The following is a 22,677-nucleotide window of genomic DNA, read 5'->3' as shown; positions in this document are numbered from 1 at the left end:
AACTGTCCTAAGTTGAAAACGCTGTATGTGGCTTAAATGTGTCGCATTGAATCAATTACCAGAATGTGAGTGATAATTAAAACTAAAGGGTTTTATGGACAAAACGCACACAATTGATCGTGTTAACATTCGATAAGTATGGACGCTGAGCAGTTAATAAAACAATTTTTAGATGCAATCTGGGTAGAACAGGGCTTAAGCAAAAATACTTTGTCGGCTTATGCCAGTGATTTGTATATTTATTCAGGTTGGTTAGCAGGCGGAAAGCTGTTGGAAGTCGACAAAACCCATATCTTACACTTTATGGCGTATCGGCATAATGAAGGTGTGGGTAAGCGCTCATTAGCCCGTGTTTTGTCCAGTCTGCGGCGCTTTTATGGTTATTGCATCAGAGAAAGTTTTATCAGCGTTGACCCCACCGCGCTAATAGAGATTCCTCGGATAGTACAAACGTTGCCGATCGCGTTATCTGAATACGACGTTGAGTTGTTACTGTCTGCACCTGAAATCAGTGATTTACTAGGTTACCGTGATAAAACCATGCTGGAAATTTTGTATGCGACAGGGTTGCGGGTATCGGAGCTGGTTAATTTAAAGTTTGAGCAGGTTAATTTTAATCAAGGTTGGGTCAGGATTGCCGGTAAGAGCGATAAAGAGCGTTTAGTGCCTATCGGCGAAGAAGCCATGAGTTGGTTAGAAACCTATATCGATAATGCCCGAAAAACGCTCTTGAATGGCCGACAAAGTGATTATTTGTTTGTCACTAACCGTGCGACTGCGATGACACGCCAAGCCTTCTGGCATATTATCAAACGCTATGCTAAAAAATCTGACATCCAGAAAGATTTATCACCACACACATTAAGACACGCGTTTGCAACGCATTTACTTAATCATGGTGCAGACTTACGTGTTGTTCAGTTGTTGCTTGGGCATTCAAATTTATCCACCACACAAATTTACACGCATATCGCCCGCGAACGTCTAAAAGAATTACATGCAAAATATCATCCCAGAGGATAGAATCAATATGCTACAGCACATTCACCCAACCGCGTATATAGGCGACGCTGTCTCGCTAGGGAAAAATACCACGGTAGGGCCGTTTGCTGTGATCGAAGCGGGTGCAATACTGGGCGATAATTGTACGGTGGGCGCTCATGCGGTGGTGCATAGCCATGTGAAAATGGGTAATGCTAATGTTTTACATCCTCATGCGGTGCTGGGTGGTTTACCGCAAGATACCAGTTTTAATTCAGCAACTGTGTCATGGCTGGTATGTGGTGATAATAATGTGTTTAGAGAAGGCTTTACCGCGCACCGCGCCTCTAAAGAACATGGCGAAACCCGTATTGGCAGTGATTGTTATTTTATGAATAACAGCCATGTTGCGCATGATTGCCGTATTGGTGACAAAACTATTTTTGCTAACAATGTGGCTATCGGCGGTTTTGTTGATATTGGTCATAATGTTTTTATGGGCGGTGCTGTGGTCGTGCATCAATTTTGCAGAGTGGGCGCATTTGCCATAGTGCAGGGCACAACAGGGCTTAATATGGATGTTATTCCGTTTATGTTAATTGGCGGTCGCCCAGCGCGACACTATAAATTAAATACCGTAGGTTTACGGCGTGCAGGTATTACGGGTACACGTTATGCGGTGTTGTCTCAGGCCTTTAGGCGGTTAAAAGACAAAAAAAATCTGGATGATTTGGATGAAACAGCGGAGCTTGACTATTTAAAAAATTGGCTGGCGGTTAAGTCAAAGCGGGGTTTGCATGGTTTTGTTGCTATAGCAGCCGCGCACGAGCAAGCATAATAGAGCCGTATAATTACCGTGTGACGTGATTGTGTAAGTTCAATTGTCAGTTAGCGTCTCTATTTAGAGTAATTATTCAGTTCCCCTCTTTGAAAAAGGGGGGTTAGGGGAGATTTTTTAAATAAATCCCCCTCAATCCCCCTTTTTCAAAGGGGGAAGTGAACAGATACTATTTAGACAGTCAATACCATTACATTAAAAAAACAGCCTCTCTAACGTGAACAGGGAGGATAATAATAATTTAACTCCCCGCCGCCAAATCGTCTCATACCGGAAAAGTTCGTGTGGCCGCTATAAAGCTAAATTAGGTTTTAAGCACTGCGTGTACAGGTAATTTAATGTGGCGATATTGCTTGTGAGAATTATATTTTGTCATAAATTAGTGTGGGTTTCTGGTGTATTTTTAGACGAGCAGCCGAGGCCGATTTTATAAAACAAAGGATGATTAAGGATTGGAAATTGTGTGACGTGCAATTTTTTGAGTATTAAATAAATGGAAAAGAACCAAGCACTTTTTAGTTTAAAATGGAAAATGGCACTGTGGGTAGGGGGTGTGTTTTTTATATTGCACAGTTTTTTTTCTTATGCTTTGTATGCTAATGCAAAAAATAGCTTTTTCGCTGAACGAGAGCGTATTCAAAGCAGTCATCTCAGCCGGGTTAAAATTTTAACGGAAGATTCATTTTTAGCCTTGCGTCACTTTACTGACGTGGTTATCTCTGTTGGCTCTTCGGTAAATCACAAAGTAGAAGACCAGCCGCCGAATGTGTCCGTTATAGATAAAAATTGGTTGCCTTGGCAAATGGAGTGGCAATTAGACAATATAACGCTCTTCGATAAACAAGGTAGTACGGTAAGGTCATGGGGTAGCCAGATTCCAGTGCCAGACCTGATAATTAAAGAGGTATTAGAAAAATCAGCAGCAGTACAGACGGTGTATTGTAAGAAAAGTTGCTTTCAGCAACTGATAACGCCAGTCGGTACGCAAGCGCTGGCAGGCGTTGTGAGTACGGCACGTTCGTTTGCTGATATTATCACTGATTACAAACGCGGCAGTGGTTCAGATATGACTATGCTGATGACAAATACTGATGCCGTTTACGCAAAAAATCACCATTGGCCTTACGCCGTAGCCACAGAAAATTTATCTGAAAATAATTTGCCTGTTTTTGAGTTTATTGCCACACATTACCCTATTAGCAACTTTATCAATCGTCGCAAAATGATCGCATTGTCGGGTGGCTTCTTTGATGTCAGTTTAATCCCCGTACAGCAGCAAAATACTGCAAATCTGTCCAACACGGCATATTTTTTATTGATAGACGATATCAGTGCAGATTTTAAACGCCTTCAAGACGAGGCATTACGTATTTGGCTGTACGGTGTGTTTGATTTAGCGGTGTTATTGGCTTTGGTTATGTGGGTACTGCGCGGTTGGTTACGGCGATTAAATAACGTATCCGAGGCTTTTCCATTATTACAGCAATATCAATATGATGCGTTTAGCAAACGCTTGACACGTAATAAAAATCGTTATGGTCATGACGAGCTGACCAATCTTGACCACACACTATTAGCTGTGGTCAAGCAATTGAAAAACTCTGAGCAAGCTGTACACGCTAATACCTGCGAGTTGATGGAAAAAAGTCAGTATTTAGCCAAAGAACGTGATTTTATTCATCATCTTATTGAAGTTGCGCCCGTTATTATTGTTACGCAAAAATTAAACGGTATTATTTTGAGTATTAATCAGGCCGGTGTTAATGGGTTTGAAGCCGATAGACTGTCAATTGTTGGTAAGGTATTTGACGTTTTTTTACCGGAGACTGATCGTGAGCATTCAAAAAAATTAAATGAGTTACGATTGGGTCAAGGCGACGAGCAGTTTCAGATAAGTGGCTTTTTAATGACCAAAGCAGGTAAGCAAAAAGAAACTTCGTGGTCGCATACCATCGTAAGAGTGAATGGTTCTCTTGATGAAGCAGTGGTATTAACCTTGGGTATTGATATCAGTGTTAGCAAAATTACCCAAGAAAAACTTTTGAAAATGGCGACTTACGACTATGTCACTGGGCTTAGTAATCGCCGGAAATTTGAAGAAGATTTTGTGCTTGAATTGGCTTCTGCCAAGCGCTACGGTTATCAGATTGCTTTGTTTTATTTGGATCTGGATAAATTTAAGCTGATTAATGATACCGAAGGCCGTGAGGCAGGTGATAAGGTGTTAACTCAAGTTGCCACGGTGCTTAAAGAAGCAATGCGCCTGACCGATTTATTATCGCGTGTTGGTGGTGATGAGTTTGCCTTAATAATGCCGCATGCCGATTTAAATGGTGTTGAGCATATGGCGCAGAAAATTAATCGTGTGTTGTTGGCGCATGATATTTATATTGCTGGTAAGACGTATAAAATGACCGCCAGCATTGGGGTGGCGATTTTTCCTGAGCATGGCTTAGTCACCAGCGAGTTACTTAAAAATGCCGATTGTGCTATGTATCAAGCCAAGGCCGCAGGGCATGGCCAATACCGAATTTTTTCGCCTGACAGTGATTACCAAGATAAGCTCAATTTAATGCTGCACTGGCGTGAAATCATTGAAGACGCGATTGCCAATGATAAATTTATTTTATATTATCAGCCTATACGCAATCTTAAAAGCAATGTCATAAGTCATTTTGAATGCCTGATTCGCTTGCAAAAAGAGGATGGGGAGTTGATTATGCCGGCTGATTTTATTAATCACGCCGAGGAATTGGGTTTAGCCGGCAGAATAGATCGCCTGGTATTGAAAAAAGTGGTGCAAAAACACATGGAGTTAAATCAGCAAGGCAAAGATTATAAATTGACCATCAATTTGTCGGGGCGTTTATTTAACGACGTGACTATTTTTGATGACATTTCTTGGCTCATTCGGGATCGTAATGTTGATCCAGGTAAAATTATTTTTGAAATTGCCGAAACTGCGATTGTTTCTAACTTTGCGGCGGCGGATCGCTTAATTGCCCAGATCAATGAATTAGGCTGTTTAATTGCGTTTGATAATTTTGGCGTGGGTTTTTCATCAGTGTATTACCTTAATCGCTTCCCGATTGCTTATGTCAAAATTGACGGCTCGTTTATTCGTAAAATAGATAAAAGCGATGACGACAAGGTGTTTGTAAAAGCCTTGTCGGGTGTGGCGCAAGCCTATGGTAAAAAAACTGTAGCAGAATCGGTTGAGAGCGAAGAAGCCTTGGAGATTCTTAAAGAAATTGGTATTGATTTTGTACAAGGTTTTTATATTGGTGCGCCAGCGCCTCTGGATTGATGTCACGGTGGTTGCGCTTAAAAATTAAAGCAGTGTGTTATTGTGCCAACAGGCACTATTTACAATAAGTCGACTAAGGAACGCGCACGAAATAACTTAAGCAAGTTCATGCTTCGACAGGCTCAGCACGAACGGTGGTGGCGTTTAAGTTGTTCAAGTTATTTCATGCACGTTCCTAAGGCAGTATTAGCTTGGTTATTAAGGTTTAATTAAAAACGACATACTTACAAATTCTCTTACATCCCATGAAAAAATTAAAATGTGCTGTTATTGGCAGCGGTTATTTGGGCAAATTTCATGCCGAAAAATACGCGCTAATACCGGCGTGTGAACTCGTTGCTGTCGTTGATATTGATATTGTTGCGGCTAAAGTGGTTGCTGATAAACACAGGTGTATGGCGGTGACAGATTATCATGCGTTACTGGGCAAGGTGGATGCGGTCAGTATTGTTGTGCCCACTACCTTGCATTATCAGGTTGCCAAAGATTTTTTGATGGCTGGTGCGCATGTGCTGGTTGAAAAACCAATTACCGTGACGGTTGCAGAAGCCGATGAGCTGATTGCCTTAGCGCAGGCAAAGCATTTGGTTTTACAGGTTGGGCATTTGGAGCGCTTTAATCCGGCTGTGTTGGGGTTAGATCAAGAAGAAAAACCGCTGTTTATTGAAGCCCATCGTTTAGCGCCGTTTAATCCGCGTGCGAATGATGTCAGTGTGGTGTTGGATTTAATGATTCACGATATTGATATTATTTTAGCATTGGTTGACTCGGACATAGCGCGTATTGATGCCAGTGGCACACCGGTGCTGACAAAGGGTACAGATATTGCCAATGTGCGATTATTGTTTAAAAATGGTTGTGTTGCTAATGTTACAGCCAGCCGTATCAGTATGAAGTTAGAGCGTAAAATGCGCTTATTTCGACCGTCTTCTTATGTGTCAGTCGATTTTCAAAATCGGGTGTTAACCAAGCATCGCACTGGCAGCAAAGAAATGTTTCCGGGTATTTTAGAAATTGAAACCGAAGAGACGATATTTGACAGCGGTGATGCGTTGTTAGCGGAAATTCAACATTTTGTAAGCTGTATTTCGACGGGTGAAAATCCCTTAGTATCAGGGATTGCAGGAAGACGCGCCCTAGCAACGGCAATAAAAATAGGTGAGTTATTAGCCCAAAGCCGCGTGAGCTAATAGCGAATGACGACAAATCTGTATTTGTTTCGATACTATGTTGCTTGATTTTACACTTTACCAAACGCTGGTTGTTGCTTGTTTGTTTGTTTGGACCGGTTTTGTCCGTACGGGGCTTGGCTTTGGTGGTGCGGCCTTAGGCTTGCCCCTGCTGTTATTTGTGCAAAATGATCCGCGCCTGTGGTTGCCCATCATCAGTGTGCATTTGCTGTTTTTTTCTGGATTAACGTTACGTACACGTTTGCATAATGTCGATTGGCATTATTTGCGCCAGACATCGGTTTATATTATTCCACCTGCGGTTGTGGGGGTATTTGGTCTGATTAACTTACCGATTTTATGGTTGAATGGCTTTATTTACTCAATTACTTTGTTTTACGGTTTTATGTGGTTATTTAATCGCAGTATTGAAAGCCATCATACGTGGGTTGATAAGCTGTTACTGATAATAGGGGGTTATGTTGCCGGCACGTCGTTGACTGGTGCGCCGTTGATGGTTGCTGTATACATGCGCCATGTCAGTAAAGAAAAGCTGCGTGATACTCTATTTTTTCTATGGTTCATTTTAGTCAGTATTAAAATGACTACATTTATTGCACTTTCGGTGACATTGCATTTTTATGCGGCACTGAGCTTGATTCCTGTGGCGGCCATTGGGCATTTGTTAGGTTTAAAAGCGCATGCAGCTATTATGCGTAATGATTTAGTGTTTAAGCGTTGCTTGGGGGGTGGTTTGGTTGTGGTGAGTGCTTTAGGTTTAGCCAATTTAGGGTTGCTTAAGCAGTTGAATACCGGTTTTGATGTTATGAAAGGTTTACTGCTACATTTTGTTTGATAGCTACTGTGTTGGAGAAACGGGCTAATTGTAATAGGCCAGATTATACTAAAATTGTTTAGAAATGTTATCAAGTACTTAGGATGAGTTGCCCAATAAAAAAGCCCAGAGCAGAGCAACTGGGCTTTAGTTATGCGAACAGCTAATGCGTTTTATTTGCGCATTGTGTGTTCGAACATTTTGTCCAATTTACGGTTAGCTTCTTCAGAAGCAGAGGCAGCACGGTTAGCGGCATCTTTTGCTTCAGAAGCTGCTGCTTGTGCGCTAGAAGCATCAGCAGACGCTTGAGTAACAGAGGTTTTTAAGCCGTCAATTTGTGATTGCAGATTTTCGATATCTGAGTTAGTGGCACAACCAACAACTAAACTAGAAGCTAAAGCGATCATAGATAATTTTACTAATGTTTTCATGTTTTTTTCCTTGCTATTTTGATTTGGGTTTGATTAAAGGGAGAAGCTGGTTATTTTTGCATTGTTTTTTGAAACATTCTGTCCAATTTGCGATTAGCTTCTTCAGATGCTGTCGCTGCACGGTTAGCCGCATCTTTCGCTTCAGAGGCTGCTGCTTGTGCGCTAGAGGCATCAGCAGACGCTTGAGTAACAGATGTTTTTAAGCCATCAATTTGTGATTGTAGGTTTTCGATATCTGAATTAGTAGCACAACCTACAACCAAGCTAGTAGCCATACCAATCAGGGACAATTTTATTAGCTTTTTCATGTGTTTTCCTTATTTCTGACGTTTTTTACAAAAGGACATACTTAATTAAGTATAGCACTGTTTTTTTATATTTTATAAAGCTTATTTTATCTTTACCACGGTTCCTGTATCAATCCAATCATAGAGGCGATCAATCTGAGCATTTGTTAAAGCGATACAGCCGTGTGTCCAATCGAATATTTCATGTACGTGTGGATCAGCCGAGCCCAGTCCATGAATACCGATTTGCCCGCCTAGTGGCGTGTTTTGTGGTGGCACGCCGTTATAGGAATGCGCATCGGCGATGCGATTGTAGGTGAATTGATTAATAATACCTTTACGCAACGCTTTTTGTGCATCTTCGACAGAAGGGTAGCTTAAACCGAAAAAGCGCCTAAAAGCACTTTTTTCACCAATCCAGCCTATTTTGTAACTGCCCATTGGGGTAATATTATCACCACGATGGGTTTTAAATCCCGCACCGCCTCTGCCTATCGCAATTTTATACAATGTTTCGAGTGTGCGTTCACCTTTTTTTATTTCAATCTTTCTGGCGGCAGTGTCTATCAACAGCCAAATATTATTATCTGCAAAACTATTAAAAGAAAAAAAACTACAAAATAACAATACAAAAATGCGTAACATAAATCCTATACACTCGTTAAAGGTTTTGGTGTACTTTATTCCACCATTACTTATCACCACAACTAAGGACAGAGCATGCAAATAAACATAATGTCAACAGAGCCGTATACTGATCAAAATCCTGGTACATCGGGTCTACGAAAGAAGGTCAAAATATTCCAAAAACCCGGTTATTTGGAAAACTTTGTCCAAGCTATTTTCGATTCATTGGAAGATATCAGTGGGAAAACCCTGGTCCTAGGGGGCGATGGTCGTTACTTTAACCGCGAAGCAATACAGGTTATTATTAAAATTGCTATTGCTAACGGTTTCGGCGAACTAATTATAGGCCAAGGTGGGCTATTGTCTACCCCTGCGGCCTCACATATTATTCGTAAGAATAATGCGTTGGGTGGCTTGATACTATCTGCCAGTCACAATCCTGGTGGTCCTGACGAAGATTTTGGTATTAAGTACAATGTCAGTAACGGTGGCCCTGCGCCTGAAAAATATACCGATGAGTTCTACGCAAGAAGTAAAACCATTACCCGTTATAAGACGGTACAGATAGAAAACATTGATTTAGACTGCATTGGTAGCCAGGCAGTCAGTGGTGTTAGTATCCGTATTATTGACCCCGTCAGTGATTATGCCGATTTAATGGCCTCGATTTTCGATTTTGAGGTACTTAAAAACAGTATTAGCTCAGGTTATACCACGCTGTTGTTTGATGCTATGCACGCTATTACGGGGCCTTATGCCAAACGTATTCTAGTGGATATGCTCGGTGCAACACCAGAATCAGTGATTAATGCCGAACCTTTGGAAGATTTTGGCGGTCATCACCCTGACCCTAATCTGGCACACGCACATGAGCTAGCACAAGTGATGTTCAGTGTGACTGCGCCCACTTTTGGCGCGGCATCCGACGGTGATGGTGATCGCAATATGATTACCGGCAGTCATATTTTTGTCACCCCCAGCGACAGTTTGGCGATTATGGCGGCTAATGCGCAGTTAATTCCGGCTTATGCACAGGGACTCAGTGGCGTTGCGCGCTCTATGCCTACTAGCCAAGCGGTGGATAGGGTTGCGGCACGGCTAAATATTCCGTGTTACGAAACCCCTACCGGCTGGAAGTTTTTCGGTAATTTACTGGATGCGGGCAAAATTACCTTGTGCGGCGAAGAAAGCTTTGGCACAGGCTCAGATCATATTCGTGAAAAAGATGGTTTGTGGGCGGTGTTGTTCTGGTTGAATTTGATTGCCGTCAAGCATCAGTCGGTGGCGGATATTGTTCATGAACATTGGCGTACTTTTGGCCGTAATATGTATTGTCGTCATGATTATGAAGCCGTGGAGTCGAGCATTGCTAATGCTTTGATTACTGATCTTAGAAATTTATTACCGACCTTGGCAGGGCAGGCATTTGGGAATTACATCGTTAATTATGCCGATGAGTTCAGTTATGAAGATCCAGTAGATGGCAGTTTTAGTAAAAATCAGGGTATTCGGATTGGTTTTGAAAATGGCTCACGTATTGTTTATCGTCTATCGGGTACGGGTACGGTGGGGGCTACCTTAAGAATTTATTTGGAAAAATTTGAGCCAGATGCCGCTTTGCATGGCCAAGACGCACAAGTGGCTTTAGCGGAGTTGGCTGAGTTAGCGGAACGCTTCTGTGAGATTAAAAAACGTACAGGCAGAACCGCTGCTGATGTGGTGACTTAACATCTCTATTTAGCGACTAATGCCGTCCAGACCTGCCACGTTTTTAAACCTGCCAGGTCTGGCCAGTAATTAATGCCATCGCGCAGTAAACCGTTATAAAATGACGCTTAACCTTGACTTTGTTATTAACCATGAAATCAACCATAATTGTTAGCGCGGTACAACAGCCGTGTGATAAAGACCGCCAAAGCAATCTGGATTTTTCCATTGCCCAAATCTACGAAGCGGCCGCCAATAAAGCCGATTTAGTGGTGCTGCCGGAATTGCACTTAGGGCCGTATTTTTGCCAGAACGAAGACTATCAGCATTATCAATTAGCGCAGCCCATACCAGGGCCAACGACCGAAATTCTGGCCAAAGTGGCTAAACACGCCGGTGTTGTCATCGTTTCAACGATTTTTGAAAAACGCGCACCGGGGTTGTACCACAACACCGCTGTCGTTTTTGACAAGGATGGCAGCATTGCGGGCAAATACCGCAAAATGCACATCCCTGATGACCCTGGCTTTTATGAAAAATATTATTTTACTCCTGGCGATATTGGTTTTAAACCTATTCAAACTTCTATTGGTAAGCTGGGTGTATTGATTTGCTGGGATCAATGGTTTCCAGAAGGTGCGCGCTTGATGGCTTTGGCCGGTGCAGAACTGTTGATTTATCCGACTGCTATCGGTTGGGATCGTAATGACAGCAAGGAAGAGCAACAACGCCAACTCGATGCCTGGGTGACTATTCAGCGTTCGCACGCAGTTGCTAATGGTATTCCCGTTATTGCCTGTAATCGGGTTGGTTTTGAGCAAGCGCCGGATTCAGACAGCGGTATCGAGTTTTGGGGCAATAGTTTTATGGCAGGGCCGCAAGGCGAAATCATCATGCAAGCTAATGCCGCAGAGACAAAACTGTTAACCTGTACGCTCGACAGCGCCCGTTCAGAACATGTGCGGCAAATATGGCCGTATTTACGTGACCGCAGAATTGACGAATACGCCGGTTTAACCCAACGTTTTATTGATTAATTTTTTTAGACTTAATAGCCCACACTACCTCAGGTAGTATTCAGTGCGAGGCAGCATGAAAAACAAACATCGCACGAAACCAGGTGGCAAATATAAAGCGCCATTGCCCCTACCCAGTGGCACGCTAACGTACAGTTGGGAATCTATTTTTCGCATCGCTTTGAAACATAAAAAGGCGATTATCCTCTCGCATTTTATTGCGATTTTGGCCACTGTCGTTAGTGTGCCTGTGCCTTTGTTAATGCCGTTGCTTATTGATGAGGTGTTGCTGCATAAGCCAGGGCAATTAATTACAGCCACCGATTTATTTTTACCGGTAGATTGGCGTTTGCCGGTGGTTTATATTGGCGTTGCTTTGTTGGTCAGTTTGTTTTTGCGCATTATAGCCAGCATTTTTGGCATCATTCAGGCGCGGCAGTTTTACTGTATTTCCAAAGATATTATTTTTCATATTCGCCAAAATCTGATTGGGCATTTACAGCGTATTTCTATGGCTGAGTACGAAAGCTTAGGCACAGGTACGGTCATCACTTACCTGATTAAAGATTTAGATACCCTCGATAATTTTATTGGCTCTACGGTTAGCAAGTTTTTGGTGGCTTTTCTAAGTATTATTGGCACGGCGATCATATTGTTGTGGATGCATTGGCAATTAGGCTTGTTTATTTTATTGCTTAATCCGGTGGTGATATTTTTTACCCGCGTGGTGGGTTCTAAAGTTAAAGACTTAAAGTATAAGGAAAATTCGGCTTATGAGATTTTTCAGCAAGCGTTAACCGAAACTTTAGAAGCTATTCATCAAATCCGCGCCAGCAACCGTGAACAGCATTATTGTCAACAGTTGATTGAATCAGCTTGGACGGTAAAAGATACCTCAACAGCGTTTTCCTGGAAAGCCGATGCGGCAGGACGTTTAAGTTTTTTGATTTTTCTGTTCGGCTTTGATATTTTTCGTGCCTGCGCCATGCTGATGGTATTTTATTCCGACCTTACCATCGGTGAAATGCTGGCGGTGTTTGGTTATTTGTGGTTTATGATGGCACCGGTGCAGGAGATTTTAAATATCCAATATGCTTATTACGGGGCTAAAGCAGCGCTAGCGCGGATTAACAGCTTGGCGGCTTTGCGCCAAGAGCCGCAGTACCCGCACTTGCACAATCCCTTTCAATATAAAACCACGGTGGCGATACGCGTCGAAAATCTGCATTTTAGTTACCGAGAAGATGAGGTGCTAAAAGGTATAAACCTGCACATTAACGCTGGTGATAAAGTTGCTCTGGTCGGTGCCAGCGGCGGCGGCAAATCCACTTTAATACAAACCTTGATTGGCTTGTATCCGCCTGATCAGGGACAGATTTATTTTGACGGCGTGAGTATTGAACAGATAGGGCTTGATGTAGTCAGAGAAAATGTTGTTACCGTGCTGCAACACCCCATACTGTTTAATGACAGCATCCGTGCTAATCTAACATTAGGACGCGTTGCCACTGATGAGCAATGTTGGCACGCACTTGCTATTGCGCAATTGGCCGATGTTGTTAAAAACATAGATACCGGTTTGGATACGGTTGTCGGTCGGCAGGGCATGCGCTTATCGGGCGGGCAACGTCAACGCATGGCTATTGCTCGTATGATAGTCGCCGACCCTAAAGTGGTGATTTTAGACGAAGCCACCTCTGCTTTGGACAGTGAAACAGAACGCAATATTCATGTTGCACTCAACGATTTTTTAACAGGCCGTACCACTATTATTATTGCGCACCGTTTAAGCGCCGTTAAACAAGCTGATCATGTGTATGTGTTTGAAGGTGGTAGAATCTGTGAACAAGGCCGACACGAGGCGTTAATCCAAAATAACGGTCTATATGCAAAACTGTACGGAGAATACCAATGATTAGCCCTGAGGTCTATGACCTGCACTGCCATTCCAGAGCATCGGATGGTGTTTTATCTGCCACTGAGGTGGTGCAACGCGCCCATCTGCACGGTGTGACTACGCTGGCTTTAACTGATCACGATACCGTGGCAGGTCTTGCTGAGGCACGTTTGTGCGCGGATAGCGTTGGTATGACTTTAATCAATGGCATGGAGTTATCAGCAAACTGGAAAAGTCACTGTTTTCATATTGTCGGGCTGGGTATTGATCCCCGCTATCCCGCGTTATTGGCATCATTGGAAAGCATGCAAATAACCCGTGATCAACGTGCTGCTAAAATTGCTGATAAATTGGCCAAAAAACGTATTCCTGGCGCTTTGGAATATGTGCAACAAAAAGCCGGTGACGGCATGATTACCCGTACCCATTTTGCCGATTTCCTGGTCTCGCAGCACCATGTTGATAGCCAGCAAGAAGCCTTTGACCGGTATTTAGGCAAAGGCAAAGCCGCGTTTGTTGCTACCGAATGGCCGGAATTGGAGCAAGCCATTAGCTGGATTACAGCGGCAGGTGGGGTGGCGGTATTAGCGCATCCGCTGCGCTATAAATTAACCGCCGCGTGGATGAAACGGGTGCTGGCCACTTTTAAAGAAGCCGGTGGCCAGGCAATTGAGGTGGTGGTCAGCCGTATGAGTGCCGATGACATCAAGCTTGCGACTCATTACGCTACCCAGTTTGATTTAGCAGGCTCTATGGGTTCGGATTTTCATAATCCGGCTAATCAATGGGTGGAGTTAGGGCGGCTTGCGCCGTTTCCAGATAAGCTTAAACCCGTGTGGGACTTACTGAATTAACTGATAAAACTACAGCGTTAGCAACACGTCCTTGTGTCGCTAACTACAGCGTTAAAGTGTTATCTTACAACGCGATGGCCACGACCACTCATACAATTGCTGTAAGCATTTTTGTATTTTTGTTCAGCACTAAAGCCCTGTTGAGTACCGCCCCCAAAACCGCCTGCTGCCGCACCTATTGCAGCACCCGCAGCAGGATTGCCGGTAAACGCACCCACAATAGCACCACCGGCAGCGCCTACTAAGCCGCCCACACCGGCTCCGATAGCAGATTGTGTTGCAGTACCTCCTGATGATTGACCTGCAAGTTGCTTGCACTCAGCCATATCGCGGTTAATGTTATACGCATTCGGATCGTTATAGCCGTCTACTGTTGGTGTCCAGCCCGTTTGACTAGCACAACCTGATAAAATAAGGCCACTGATTAAAATTGCACTGCTGGTTAATTTTTTCATGGTGTTACCTGCAATAATAGTTAGAATTTAAATGTTGTGATTAGTTTAGCTGATTATTTATGAATGCTGCGTGAATGCTATTAACAATATTATCGCATCGAATTTTTAACTTTCTTAAACACCTTTTTTGTAATAAATGACCATCACACAGTCATTTAGCACACATCATCTGTAGACACTTTTGTTGCTCCGTTATTCGTGTGATCCCCTAATTTATTTTTTATCCCTTTGCAAAGTTGATTCGTATGAGCGAACAGGCCACAATAGGCAAATGTTAAAATTGTGCTTCACGTTGATCAAATTAAGGATATTAATCATGCTTAAACGCCTGTTGTTGCTTGTGTCTGTGCCTGTTTGCGTTACGGCAGGTACCTTGCCTGAACAGTTAGCTGTACCGGGTGGTATCGTTCATATTGCACTGGGTGACACAAAAACGTCTTTACCACAGGTCTTTTACCAAAATCATCGCGTACTCGTGGTACAGCACGACCTAAAATGGCTGGCAGTAGTGGGAATTCCGCTGGATGCCACAGTGGGGCAGCAAAATATTAGCGTAAAAACCTCAAAAGGTGACACGCCCATTAGCTTTCAGATCAGCGATAAAAAATATCCGGCACAGTATTTAAAGCTTAAAAATAAGCGCATGGTTAATCCTAATCCTGCCGATGAAAAACGCATCAGTAATGAACGGGGGGTGATCGATAAAGCACTATCGACATGGACAGAGCAGGCGAATGTAGAGACAGATTTTAGTGCGCCAGTTGACGGTCGGCTGAGTAGTTTGTTTGGTTTAAAACGCTTTTTTAATAAGCAACCTAAAGACCCACACGGCGGTTTGGATATTGCGGCTTCTGCGGGCACACTAATTAAAGCCCCTGCTGTGGCACGGGTTATTGATACCGGCAATTTTTACTATAACGGTAACACGGTTTTTCTGGATCATGGTCAAGGGCTTATTTCGGGTTATTTTCATATGACCGATATTCATGTTAAACCAGGACAGCAAGTAAAACAGGGTGATGTGTTAGGTACGGTTGGAAAAACTGGTCGCGTGACGGGGCCGCATTTACATTGGAATATTTATCTGAATAACACCAAGGTTGACCCCGCGTTATTTATTGCCAGAGACATTCCGCGACTGAAAGCGCACCATTAATAATTCATTGAAAAACGGAAATACACATGAAAAAATTGATGGTTTACAATCATGGCAAAGACAGTATACCGTGGGGCGAAAAAGCTCTGGCAATGGCACAGGTGGCTAAACGTTACGGCTATGATGTTATTAGTCCTGACTATACGGCGAGTAACGACCCTGATATACGCGTAAAGCAGTTGCTTGCACTGGATTTGTCCGGCTATGACAAGCTTGTATTGGTAGGCTCCAGTATGGGGGCTTATGTTGCCACAGTAGCGGCGGCAATGTTGGGTGCCAAGCATTTATTTTTATTAGCACCGGCGTTTTATTTGCCTGGTTATCCGTGTAAGGCGTTTTTGCCACCGGCACATACTTTGGTTATACATGGCTGGCAAGATGATATTGTGCCTCCCGCTAATGCGTGGCGTTTTTGTCAACAATATCATAGCCAATTGCTGATGTTGGATGGCGACCATCGTTTAATTAGTCATTTGCCCAGATTAGCTGAAGAATTTGATCGTTTCTTGGAAGCGATTTAGACGGTGATGATTTTTCAAGTATTTGAAAATATATGGGATTTTTTTCCGATTTTTAAAGTCTTTGCTGGACAAGCTTTTCATTACGATTTTAAAGAATATCAATATTTTTTCATACATTAAAAATAAATTTAAAATGAATACTAAAAGTTATATTGCTGTGGCTTTAATTCTTATAACAGGCTGCACTAAAGAAAACGATCAGGAAGCCGACGCTGAAAAACAAATATATTTTTATGGTCAGTATATGAAATACCAAGATCAGATTAATGATGTACCTAAGGAAATAGACGTTTTGCAAAAACCTGTTGTACGTCCCAGAAATCCGTATTCAGATATATCGAACCATACCCAGCTGTCTCAAACATCAGCTTGCGAGATAGTATTAGCCAATTGTCTTGCAACACCAACTCCTGACAAGATGGCACAGAAAAAATGTAAAAACGACTATAAATTATGCCATAAAAGATAAACGGAAATTGGGCGAATTTTTCTGTATCACAAACATCCGATCCATTATGCTTATGAAAGCAAACACGTTAAAGAAAACCACCTAACAATACACGGAAAAATGCAACACGTACTCATCATTCACGAAGTAGAAAATTACGAAGCCTGGAAAAAAGTCTTCGATGCTGCTGCAACCATCAGAAAAGAAGCCGGTGAACTCAGTTATCAGGTTTTAAAATTTGACAGCGATGCTAACAAAATCGTGCATTTTTCTAAATGGACATCCATCGCCAACGCCAAAGCCTTTTTTGAATCTGATAGATTAGTTGAGATAAGAAAACAAGCCGGTGTAAAAGCGCCAGAATTTATGTATCTGCAACTTTTGGAAGAAGGCGTGCTGTAAATCCTGTATTGTGTAGCCAACAGCAGGCACACCTCTCATACCTTAACGTTATTCCCTATGAAATTTGTATCAAACTTACGCATTAAATTTTATCGCACGGCAGCTAATACAGGCCATGATATGTCGCAATATAATCTTGGCTACTATTATGCTAATGGCAAGGGTGTACCACAAGATTATACCGAGGCAGTTAATTGGTATCGCAAAGCGGCTGACCAGGGAAATGTATTGGCGCAGTACAGTCTTGGCCTGTGCTACGAACACGGCAACGGCGTATTACAAGACTACGTGCAAGCTATCCATTGGTATCGTCTGGCAGCAGAAAAAGGCGACCTTGATGCGCATAATAACCTGGGCGCGTTGTATTCAGAAGGTGTCGGTGTCGCGCAAGATTATAATGAATCGTTTAAATGGTATAGACTGGCTGCAAAGCAAGGCAATGCGACCGCACAATGCAATCTGGCCTTGTGTTACGAATCGGGTAATGGCACTACGCAAGATTATGCCGAAGCCATAAACTGGTATAAAAAATCGGCTAAACAAAGCAATGTGTACGGACAATTTAACTTGGGTACACTCTATAAGGCTGGGCAGGGTGTCTCCCAAAATAATACGGAGGCTGTTACCTGGTATCGCAAGGCGGCTAAGCAAGGACTGCCTGAAGCTCAATATAACTTAGGCTGTTGTTATGTCGCCGGTGAAGGCGTAGTGCAAGATGAAGTGACTGCCTATATGTGGTTTTTCATTGCTGCCGCATTGGGTAATGCACTGGCTCGAAACAGCCTGAGTCAAGTAGAGGCAACCATGACCGACACGCAAATCAGCAAGGCGCATAAATTAGCCCAGGCATGGAAACCAAAACGTTAGCCTGTTTTTTTCATTCACTTATAAGACCCTCCCTCTACTTTTTTATGCGCTTACCTGTAAAACCCATCCAAACTTTCCCGACCGAAATCAAGTTACACCAGGTATCCAACCTGTTGGAAGTCAGCTTTGATGATGGCAACACCTACACGTTGCCTTGTGAATACCTGCGCGTTTACACCCAATCAGCAGAAGCCGTCGGCCACGGCCCAGGGCAAGAAGTGCTGCAAACCGGTAAAGAACAGGTTACCATTACCGAAATTCGTCCCATCGGTAATTACGGTATCGCGCCTACGTTTAGTGATGGCCATGACAGTGGCATTTATAGCTGGGATTTGCTCTATAAATTAGGCGCAGAATATCCTACACTGTGGGCAGACTACTTAAATAAACTGGATGCTGCGGGCTATACGCGCAAACAATCCCTAAAAAACTAAGGTAAACCATGACAACAAACACCACCCATTTCGGTTTTAAACAGGTTGACAGCAAAGACAAAGTCAAACTGGTGCGCGGCGTATTTGATTCGGTCGCTGATAGCTACGATGTTATGAATGATTTGATGTCGGTTGGTATCCACCGTATCTGGAAACGTATTGCTGTGCAACTCAGCAATGTCCGTAAAGATGAAACCGTGTTAGATTTGGCCGGTGGTACTGGCGATTTAACTGCACTGTTTGAAAAACGGGTTGGTAAAAATGGCCAAGTGGTATTGGCAGACATCAACGCGCAAATGTTGCGTACTGGCCGTGACCGTTTGATCGACAAAGGCTTGGTGGGCAACGTGCGTTACGCGCAAGTCAATGCCGAATGCTTGCCGTTTGAAGACAATACTTTTGATTGCGTGTGTATCGGTTTTGGTTTGCGTAATGTTACCGATAAAGATGCCGCCTTGCGTTCCATGTATCGGGTGCTAAAACCCGGTGGTCGTTTGATTGTGCTGGAATTTTCCCACCCGACCGACAAAATCACCGAAAAAGTCTACGATTTTTATTCCTTCAAATTACTGCCCAAAATCGGCAAATTTGTTGCCAAAGATGAAGACAGCTACCGTTATCTGGCCGAATCCATTCGCATGCACCCCAAGCAAGATGAGCTGAAAAACATGATGGTCAACGCCGGTTTTGAGCGCTGTGAATATTACAATATGACCCAAGGCATTGTCGCCATCCACCGAGGTTACAAGATTTAGCATGGCCATTAAACCCTTGCTATTCAGTGTACTGGAAACGGCTTTAAACCACTATTTGGCACTGGGCGACAACCGTGACGCGGTCTTAACGCCGCTGGCCGGAAAAGTCATCGCCATTACCGTACAGCCGTTTAACGAAACCGCGTATTTGTGCTGCTCGGCAGATGCTATCCAATTACTGGATCAAGTGACTGAACCTGCCGATACCACGTTAACCGGCTCATTGTGGGCGTTTGGTTTGATGGGTTTGAGTAAAAATCCCATGCGCACGGTATTTTCTGGCCAAGTGAAAATTGAAGGCGATATGCACGCCGGTCGACGTTTTCAGGAATTATTTGCCAAGTTAGACATTAATCTGGAAGCGCATTTGGCGCGTGTTGCAGGGGATAAAATTGCCCATGATATTGCTCACATGGTGCATGTTAGCCAAAGCTGGAGTACAGAAACACTGGAAACCCTGCGATTAAACACAGCGGAATTTCTGCAAGAAGAAACCCGCGACCTGCCGCCAGGTGCTGAGCTGGATATTTTCTTTCGCCACATTGATGCGCTACGTACTAGCACCGATAGATTGCACAGTCGGTTGGCACGTTTGGAAGCCTTTTTGAGTCTGCCGCCCACCACTGCACCGTAACTATCTGTCATCTCAGCTTGCACTGACTATTTTTTTGCACCCTAAAGGTAACTCGTGATTCGTCCTAAATTATTGCTGCGTCTGTTTCATATTAACTGGGTTCTAATCCAACACGGTTTGGATGAAATTGCCTTCAATACCCCATTATTTAAGCCGATTCGCTATCTGGCCGCACTGTCACCGCATTACTGGCGTAAAGCCAATACCGATTCACGCGCAGTCAGAATCCGTCGTACTTTAGAAGACCTGGGGCCGATTTATGTTAAATTTGGCCAGGCTTTATCAACACGGCGTGATTTGCTACCGCTGGATATTGCCGATGAACTGGTCAAGTTGCAAGACCGCGTACCGCCGTTTCCTAACGATGTGTCTATCAGTATCATCGAAAAAGCCTTGGAGATGTCGATAGCCGAGGCTTTTGCCGAATTTGACCCACAACCTTTAGCATCGGCTTCCATCGCACAAGTCCATGCCGCTGTGTTGCATACGGGTGAGCACGTTGTTGTTAAAGTGTTACGACCCAATATTGAAGAACGTATCCGTTCCGACATTGGTTTATTGTATGAGCTGGCACGTTTTGCTGAAAAATTTTGGTCGGATGCGCGGCGTTTATCGGCGATGGATGTGGTGGTTGAATTTGAAAAAACCACGTTGGGCGAGCTGGATTTAGTCCGTGAAGCCGCTAATGCTTCTAAGTTACGCCGCAACTTTGAGAATTCGGATATTTTGTATATCCCCGAAGTACATTGGGCGTTAACGCGGCAAAAAGTCATGGTCATGGAGCGGGTGCATGGCATACCCGTTGGCAATATAGATCAGCTTAAAGACGGTGGCGCGGATTTTAAATTACTGGCCGAACGCGGGGTAGAAATCTTTTTTACCCAGGTGTTCCGGGACAATTTTTTCCATGCCGACATGCACCCAGGCAATATTTTTGTTGATCTACCGGGTAAATACATTGCCATTGATTTCGGTATCGTCGGCTCATTGTCGCTGTCAGATCAACGTTATTTGGCTGAAAATTTTTTGGCGTTTTTTAACCGCGATTACCGTAAAGTGGCGCAAATGCACGTTGAATCTGGCTGGGTGCATCGCTCTACGCGCATAGAAGAATTTGAATCGGCCATCCGCAGTGTCTGTGAGCCGATATTTGAAAAGCCGCTCAAAGATATTTCCTTCGGGCAATTGCTGTTACGCTTGTTCCAGACCGCGCGTCAGTTTGATATGCACGTACAACCACAACTGGTGTTACTGCAAAAAACGCTGCTGAATATTGAAGGCTTAGGGCGACAGCTTTATCCTGAGTTGGATTTATGGCAAACCGCCAAACCGTTTCTGGAAAAATGGTTTCATGAGCGTTTAGGCCCCAAAGCTAAAATCACGGAAATCATGAAACAGTTTCCGCACTTTGCTGAGCATTTTCCGGAAATTCCAGGTTTGCTGTTTAATGCACTGGATAATGCAGCTAACGCGCAACACCGCGCCGAAGCGCATAATAAAGAACTGGAACTATTACGCCAACAAATTGACAGTAATCATAAGTTGACATTGTGGGCGATGTTACTCAGTGCTTTGGTGGTGGGTGGGGCGATATTTTTTCAGTAAACCTACGGTAGCAAGCCGATTCAGGATGATTTAAAAGAGTGAGCTGTAAAAGGTATTTTTAGAGCACCGTGTACATTATTTTGGTGTGTTCGATCTTAGACAAGCCGAATTACACCTTACTGAATTGAGCTACAGCGTTTTCAACTTAGGACAGTTACAGCCACCGTTCGTGCTGAGCTTGTCGAAGCATGAACGGCACATTTCGACAAGCTCAGTGCGAACGGTTACGCTGTAACTATTGAGCTGTGAAAACGCTGTATGATATGCTCTGTATATATAACCGAACAAAAATGTTAGATTGTTTTTAATGGTTTATGTGGCTTGCGCTTGCTGCGCTTGTTGAATAATCACTTTATCTTGCGCAATAATTTTCTGAAACACCTCGCTGGTTGTGGCCCAATCAACCACATCAACACGAATAGACAAATTAGATTCATCAAGCGCTTCTTGAAGGCGTGCCATTTGGGTTATCGACAACGGTTGTTGAGTGATGACAGCTAAATCAAGATCAGAATAAACTTCAGCTGTGCCCTTTACCCGTGAACCAAATGCCCATACGGTGTATTCGGGGATATGGTTTTTTAATATGAGGTTGACTTCTTGCCAATCTTGCGGCGCTAGATCAATTTTGGGTAGCTTGTTTACCTTCACGTTGGCTGGTTTTTGTCGATTAAGCGTTGATACAAATAGCTTGCCTCGGCTAAAAAATCAGCGGCGATCTGATACACTGCCTCAGCTTTGTTACCGTTATAGGTATGGCTGCTGTTGCTACGCGCATGACGGTAATCTCGCCATACTGTCCAGTCACCGACATTCCGCACCCCTAAATAAAAATTCAGCATTTAAGCAAAATATTGATATTTAATGAATTTTAGTATTTTAGACTTTCGAGTTAAAACAAGAAAAATTCATCTCTCGTTTGTTTTTTGTTAAATATAAGCTGATATAAATGACTTTGAAAATACGCCAAAAATTCGACAAGTTTATAACATACTGAAATTATTAAATTAAATTTAATCATAAAATTATGAATAGGGGTGCGGAATGTCGGCAGTCAGAACGCAACAAGTGTTTTTCATTACCTATGCGAATAATGTTTTGAAATGTACTTAAATTAATTTCTTCTGGGTTTGCTGCCGTTTCCTCCAAATAGCGTTTGAGCATTTTATGGCTCAGTTCATAAGTAAATTTAAAACACTGGATAACGGAATTACGGAATTGCTCAAATAAATCATGATCGTTATTTGCTATGTCTGAGGTGGCGTAAGCAAGGCTTTTTTCCAATTGGCCGATGGCGTTTGCCAGTGGTGAAAAATCAAGGTTCATAGAAATGCTCAGTTCAGGTGGGCTTGCCAGCAATATAGCGCAAGCTTAGGAACGTGCATGAAATAACTTGAACAACTTAAACGCCACCACCGTTCGTGCTGAGCCTGTCGAAGCATGAACTTGCT

At 43.2% G+C, this 22,677-nt stretch carries 25 protein-coding genes; 18 read left to right on the top strand and 7 right to left on the bottom strand.

All coding sequences use genetic code 11. The features are described from left to right. Positions 1 to 138 precede the first annotated feature (138 nt). The 5 genes from xerD (at position 139) to CRENPOLYSF2_RS15215 (ending at position 7,151) form a co-directional block, all read left to right on the top strand. On the top strand, positions 139 to 1,023 hold the full coding sequence (gene xerD, locus CRENPOLYSF2_RS15235; protein ID WP_087144808.1) for a site-specific tyrosine recombinase XerD: 885 nt from the start codon (positions 139 to 141) through the stop codon (positions 1,021 to 1,023). Between the two features lie 7 nt (positions 1,024 to 1,030). Then, positions 1,031 to 1,819 carry an acyl-ACP--UDP-N-acetylglucosamine O-acyltransferase gene (gene lpxA / locus CRENPOLYSF2_RS15230; protein WP_087144807.1) on the top strand — a complete coding sequence of 263 codons (789 nt, stop codon included), beginning with the start codon at positions 1,031 to 1,033 and terminating at the stop codon, positions 1,817 to 1,819. Positions 1,820 to 2,312: 493 nt separating this feature from the next. Continuing rightward, positions 2,313 to 5,126, top strand: a complete 2,814-nt coding sequence (locus CRENPOLYSF2_RS15225) for a bifunctional diguanylate cyclase/phosphodiesterase (protein WP_087144806.1) — start codon at positions 2,313 to 2,315, stop codon at positions 5,124 to 5,126. 245 nt (positions 5,127 to 5,371) lie between these two features. After that, a complete protein-coding gene (locus CRENPOLYSF2_RS15220) occupies positions 5,372 to 6,316 on the top strand; it encodes a Gfo/Idh/MocA family protein (RefSeq protein WP_087144805.1) in 945 nt (314 codons plus the stop codon). A 37-nt stretch (positions 6,317 to 6,353) separates the two neighbouring features. Beyond that, positions 6,354 to 7,151: a TSUP family transporter gene (locus CRENPOLYSF2_RS15215; RefSeq protein ID WP_087144804.1), complete on the top strand. Its 798-nt coding sequence runs from the start codon at positions 6,354 to 6,356 to the stop codon at positions 7,149 to 7,151. Between the two features lie 152 nt (positions 7,152 to 7,303). On the opposite strand, the gene CRENPOLYSF2_RS15210 is transcribed toward CRENPOLYSF2_RS15215, so the two are convergent. The 3 genes from CRENPOLYSF2_RS15210 to CRENPOLYSF2_RS15200 all read right to left on the bottom strand — a co-directional run bounded on the left by CRENPOLYSF2_RS15210 (position 7,304) and on the right by CRENPOLYSF2_RS15200 (position 8,493). Continuing rightward, complete coding sequence (locus CRENPOLYSF2_RS15210; RefSeq protein WP_087144803.1) at positions 7,304 to 7,561, bottom strand: Lpp/OprI family alanine-zipper lipoprotein; 258 nt, start codon at positions 7,559 to 7,561, stop codon at positions 7,304 to 7,306. A 50-nt stretch (positions 7,562 to 7,611) separates the two neighbouring features. Then, positions 7,612 to 7,869, bottom strand: coding sequence for an Lpp/OprI family alanine-zipper lipoprotein (locus tag CRENPOLYSF2_RS15205; RefSeq protein ID WP_087144802.1), 258 nt, complete (start codon positions 7,867 to 7,869; stop codon positions 7,612 to 7,614). 81 nt (positions 7,870 to 7,950) lie between these two features. After that, positions 7,951 to 8,493, bottom strand: a complete 543-nt coding sequence (locus tag CRENPOLYSF2_RS15200; protein ID WP_087144801.1) for a L,D-transpeptidase family protein — start codon at positions 8,491 to 8,493, stop codon at positions 7,951 to 7,953. Between the two features lie 75 nt (positions 8,494 to 8,568). On the opposite strand from CRENPOLYSF2_RS15200, the gene CRENPOLYSF2_RS15195 reads away from it, so the two are divergent. The 4 genes from CRENPOLYSF2_RS15195 to CRENPOLYSF2_RS15180 all read left to right on the top strand — a co-directional run bounded on the left by CRENPOLYSF2_RS15195 (position 8,569) and on the right by CRENPOLYSF2_RS15180 (position 13,949). Next, positions 8,569 to 10,203: an alpha-D-glucose phosphate-specific phosphoglucomutase gene (locus tag CRENPOLYSF2_RS15195; protein ID WP_087144800.1), complete on the top strand. Its 1,635-nt coding sequence runs from the start codon at positions 8,569 to 8,571 to the stop codon at positions 10,201 to 10,203. 131 nt (positions 10,204 to 10,334) lie between these two features. Then, a complete protein-coding gene (locus tag CRENPOLYSF2_RS15190) occupies positions 10,335 to 11,219 on the top strand; it encodes a carbon-nitrogen hydrolase (protein WP_087144828.1) in 885 nt (294 codons plus the stop codon). Positions 11,220 to 11,274: 55 nt separating this feature from the next. Next, positions 11,275 to 13,113 carry an ABC transporter ATP-binding protein gene (locus CRENPOLYSF2_RS15185; protein ID WP_087144799.1) on the top strand — a complete coding sequence of 613 codons (1,839 nt, stop codon included), beginning with the start codon at positions 11,275 to 11,277 and terminating at the stop codon, positions 13,111 to 13,113. Continuing rightward, positions 13,110 to 13,949 carry a PHP domain-containing protein gene (locus CRENPOLYSF2_RS15180; RefSeq protein WP_087144798.1) on the top strand — a complete coding sequence of 280 codons (840 nt, stop codon included), beginning with the start codon at positions 13,110 to 13,112 and terminating at the stop codon, positions 13,947 to 13,949. Before CRENPOLYSF2_RS15185 ends, CRENPOLYSF2_RS15180 begins: the two co-directional genes overlap by 4 nt. 59 nt (positions 13,950 to 14,008) lie before the next feature. Here CRENPOLYSF2_RS15180 and CRENPOLYSF2_RS15175 read toward each other — a convergent pair whose 3' ends face one another. Then, positions 14,009 to 14,404 (bottom strand): glycine zipper family protein, encoded by a 396-nt coding sequence (locus CRENPOLYSF2_RS15175; RefSeq protein ID WP_087144797.1) that lies wholly within the window; start codon positions 14,402 to 14,404, stop codon positions 14,009 to 14,011. 316 nt (positions 14,405 to 14,720) lie between these two features. Here CRENPOLYSF2_RS15175 and CRENPOLYSF2_RS15170 point away from each other — a divergent pair, with 316 nt between their 5' ends. From CRENPOLYSF2_RS15170 to ubiB, 9 genes are all read left to right on the top strand, one after another. Further along, positions 14,721 to 15,560 carry a M23 family metallopeptidase gene (locus CRENPOLYSF2_RS15170; RefSeq protein ID WP_087144796.1) on the top strand — a complete coding sequence of 280 codons (840 nt, stop codon included), beginning with the start codon at positions 14,721 to 14,723 and terminating at the stop codon, positions 15,558 to 15,560. Positions 15,561 to 15,586: 26 nt separating this feature from the next. After that, complete coding sequence (locus tag CRENPOLYSF2_RS15165) at positions 15,587 to 16,081, top strand: YqiA/YcfP family alpha/beta fold hydrolase (protein WP_087144795.1); 495 nt, start codon at positions 15,587 to 15,589, stop codon at positions 16,079 to 16,081. 133 nt (positions 16,082 to 16,214) lie between these two features. Beyond that, positions 16,215 to 16,550, top strand: a complete 336-nt coding sequence (locus tag CRENPOLYSF2_RS15160; RefSeq protein WP_140396880.1) for a hypothetical protein — start codon at positions 16,215 to 16,217, stop codon at positions 16,548 to 16,550. 99 nt (positions 16,551 to 16,649) lie between these two features. After that, the gene (locus tag CRENPOLYSF2_RS15155) at positions 16,650 to 16,931 is read left to right on the top strand and encodes an antibiotic biosynthesis monooxygenase (RefSeq protein WP_087144793.1); all 282 of its coding nucleotides are present in this window, start codon (positions 16,650 to 16,652) and stop codon (positions 16,929 to 16,931) included. Positions 16,932 to 16,988: 57 nt separating this feature from the next. Beyond that, the gene (locus CRENPOLYSF2_RS15150; RefSeq protein ID WP_087144792.1) at positions 16,989 to 17,798 is read left to right on the top strand and encodes a tetratricopeptide repeat protein; all 810 of its coding nucleotides are present in this window, start codon (positions 16,989 to 16,991) and stop codon (positions 17,796 to 17,798) included. Between the two features lie 44 nt (positions 17,799 to 17,842). After that, complete coding sequence (locus tag CRENPOLYSF2_RS15145) at positions 17,843 to 18,232, top strand: gamma-butyrobetaine hydroxylase family protein (protein ID WP_087144827.1); 390 nt, start codon at positions 17,843 to 17,845, stop codon at positions 18,230 to 18,232. A gap of 8 nt (positions 18,233 to 18,240) precedes the next feature. Next, positions 18,241 to 18,987 (top strand): bifunctional demethylmenaquinone methyltransferase/2-methoxy-6-polyprenyl-1,4-benzoquinol methylase UbiE, encoded by a 747-nt coding sequence (gene ubiE, locus CRENPOLYSF2_RS15140; RefSeq protein ID WP_087144791.1) that lies wholly within the window; start codon positions 18,241 to 18,243, stop codon positions 18,985 to 18,987. A gap of 1 nt (position 18,988) precedes the next feature. Further along, a complete protein-coding gene (locus CRENPOLYSF2_RS15135; RefSeq protein ID WP_087144790.1) occupies positions 18,989 to 19,621 on the top strand; it encodes a ubiquinone biosynthesis accessory factor UbiJ in 633 nt (210 codons plus the stop codon). Positions 19,622 to 19,675: 54 nt separating this feature from the next. Then, positions 19,676 to 21,226: a ubiquinone biosynthesis regulatory protein kinase UbiB gene (gene ubiB / locus CRENPOLYSF2_RS15130; RefSeq protein WP_087144789.1), complete on the top strand. Its 1,551-nt coding sequence runs from the start codon at positions 19,676 to 19,678 to the stop codon at positions 21,224 to 21,226. 312 nt (positions 21,227 to 21,538) lie between these two features. On the opposite strand, the gene CRENPOLYSF2_RS15125 is transcribed toward ubiB, so the two are convergent. The 3 genes from CRENPOLYSF2_RS15125 to CRENPOLYSF2_RS15115 all read right to left on the bottom strand — a co-directional run bounded on the left by CRENPOLYSF2_RS15125 (position 21,539) and on the right by CRENPOLYSF2_RS15115 (position 22,552). Continuing rightward, entirely contained in the window at positions 21,539 to 21,877 is a 339-nt protein-coding gene (locus tag CRENPOLYSF2_RS15125) for a nucleotidyltransferase family protein (RefSeq protein WP_087144788.1), read from the bottom strand. Continuing rightward, positions 21,874 to 22,068 carry a nucleotidyltransferase substrate binding protein gene (locus CRENPOLYSF2_RS15120; protein WP_087144787.1) on the bottom strand — a complete coding sequence of 65 codons (195 nt, stop codon included), beginning with the start codon at positions 22,066 to 22,068 and terminating at the stop codon, positions 21,874 to 21,876. The genes CRENPOLYSF2_RS15125 and CRENPOLYSF2_RS15120 overlap by 4 nt, the downstream gene beginning before the upstream one ends. A 175-nt stretch (positions 22,069 to 22,243) precedes the next feature. Continuing rightward, on the bottom strand, positions 22,244 to 22,552 hold the full coding sequence (locus CRENPOLYSF2_RS15115; protein WP_087144786.1) for a nucleotidyltransferase substrate binding protein: 309 nt from the start codon (positions 22,550 to 22,552) through the stop codon (positions 22,244 to 22,246). Between the last annotated feature and the right edge of the window lie 125 nt (positions 22,553 to 22,677).

Source organism: Crenothrix polyspora, from assembly GCF_900163755.1.
GTDB lineage: Bacteria > Pseudomonadota > Gammaproteobacteria > Methylococcales > Methylomonadaceae > Crenothrix > Crenothrix polyspora.
This window is presented reverse-complemented; position numbering and strand designations above follow the sequence as displayed.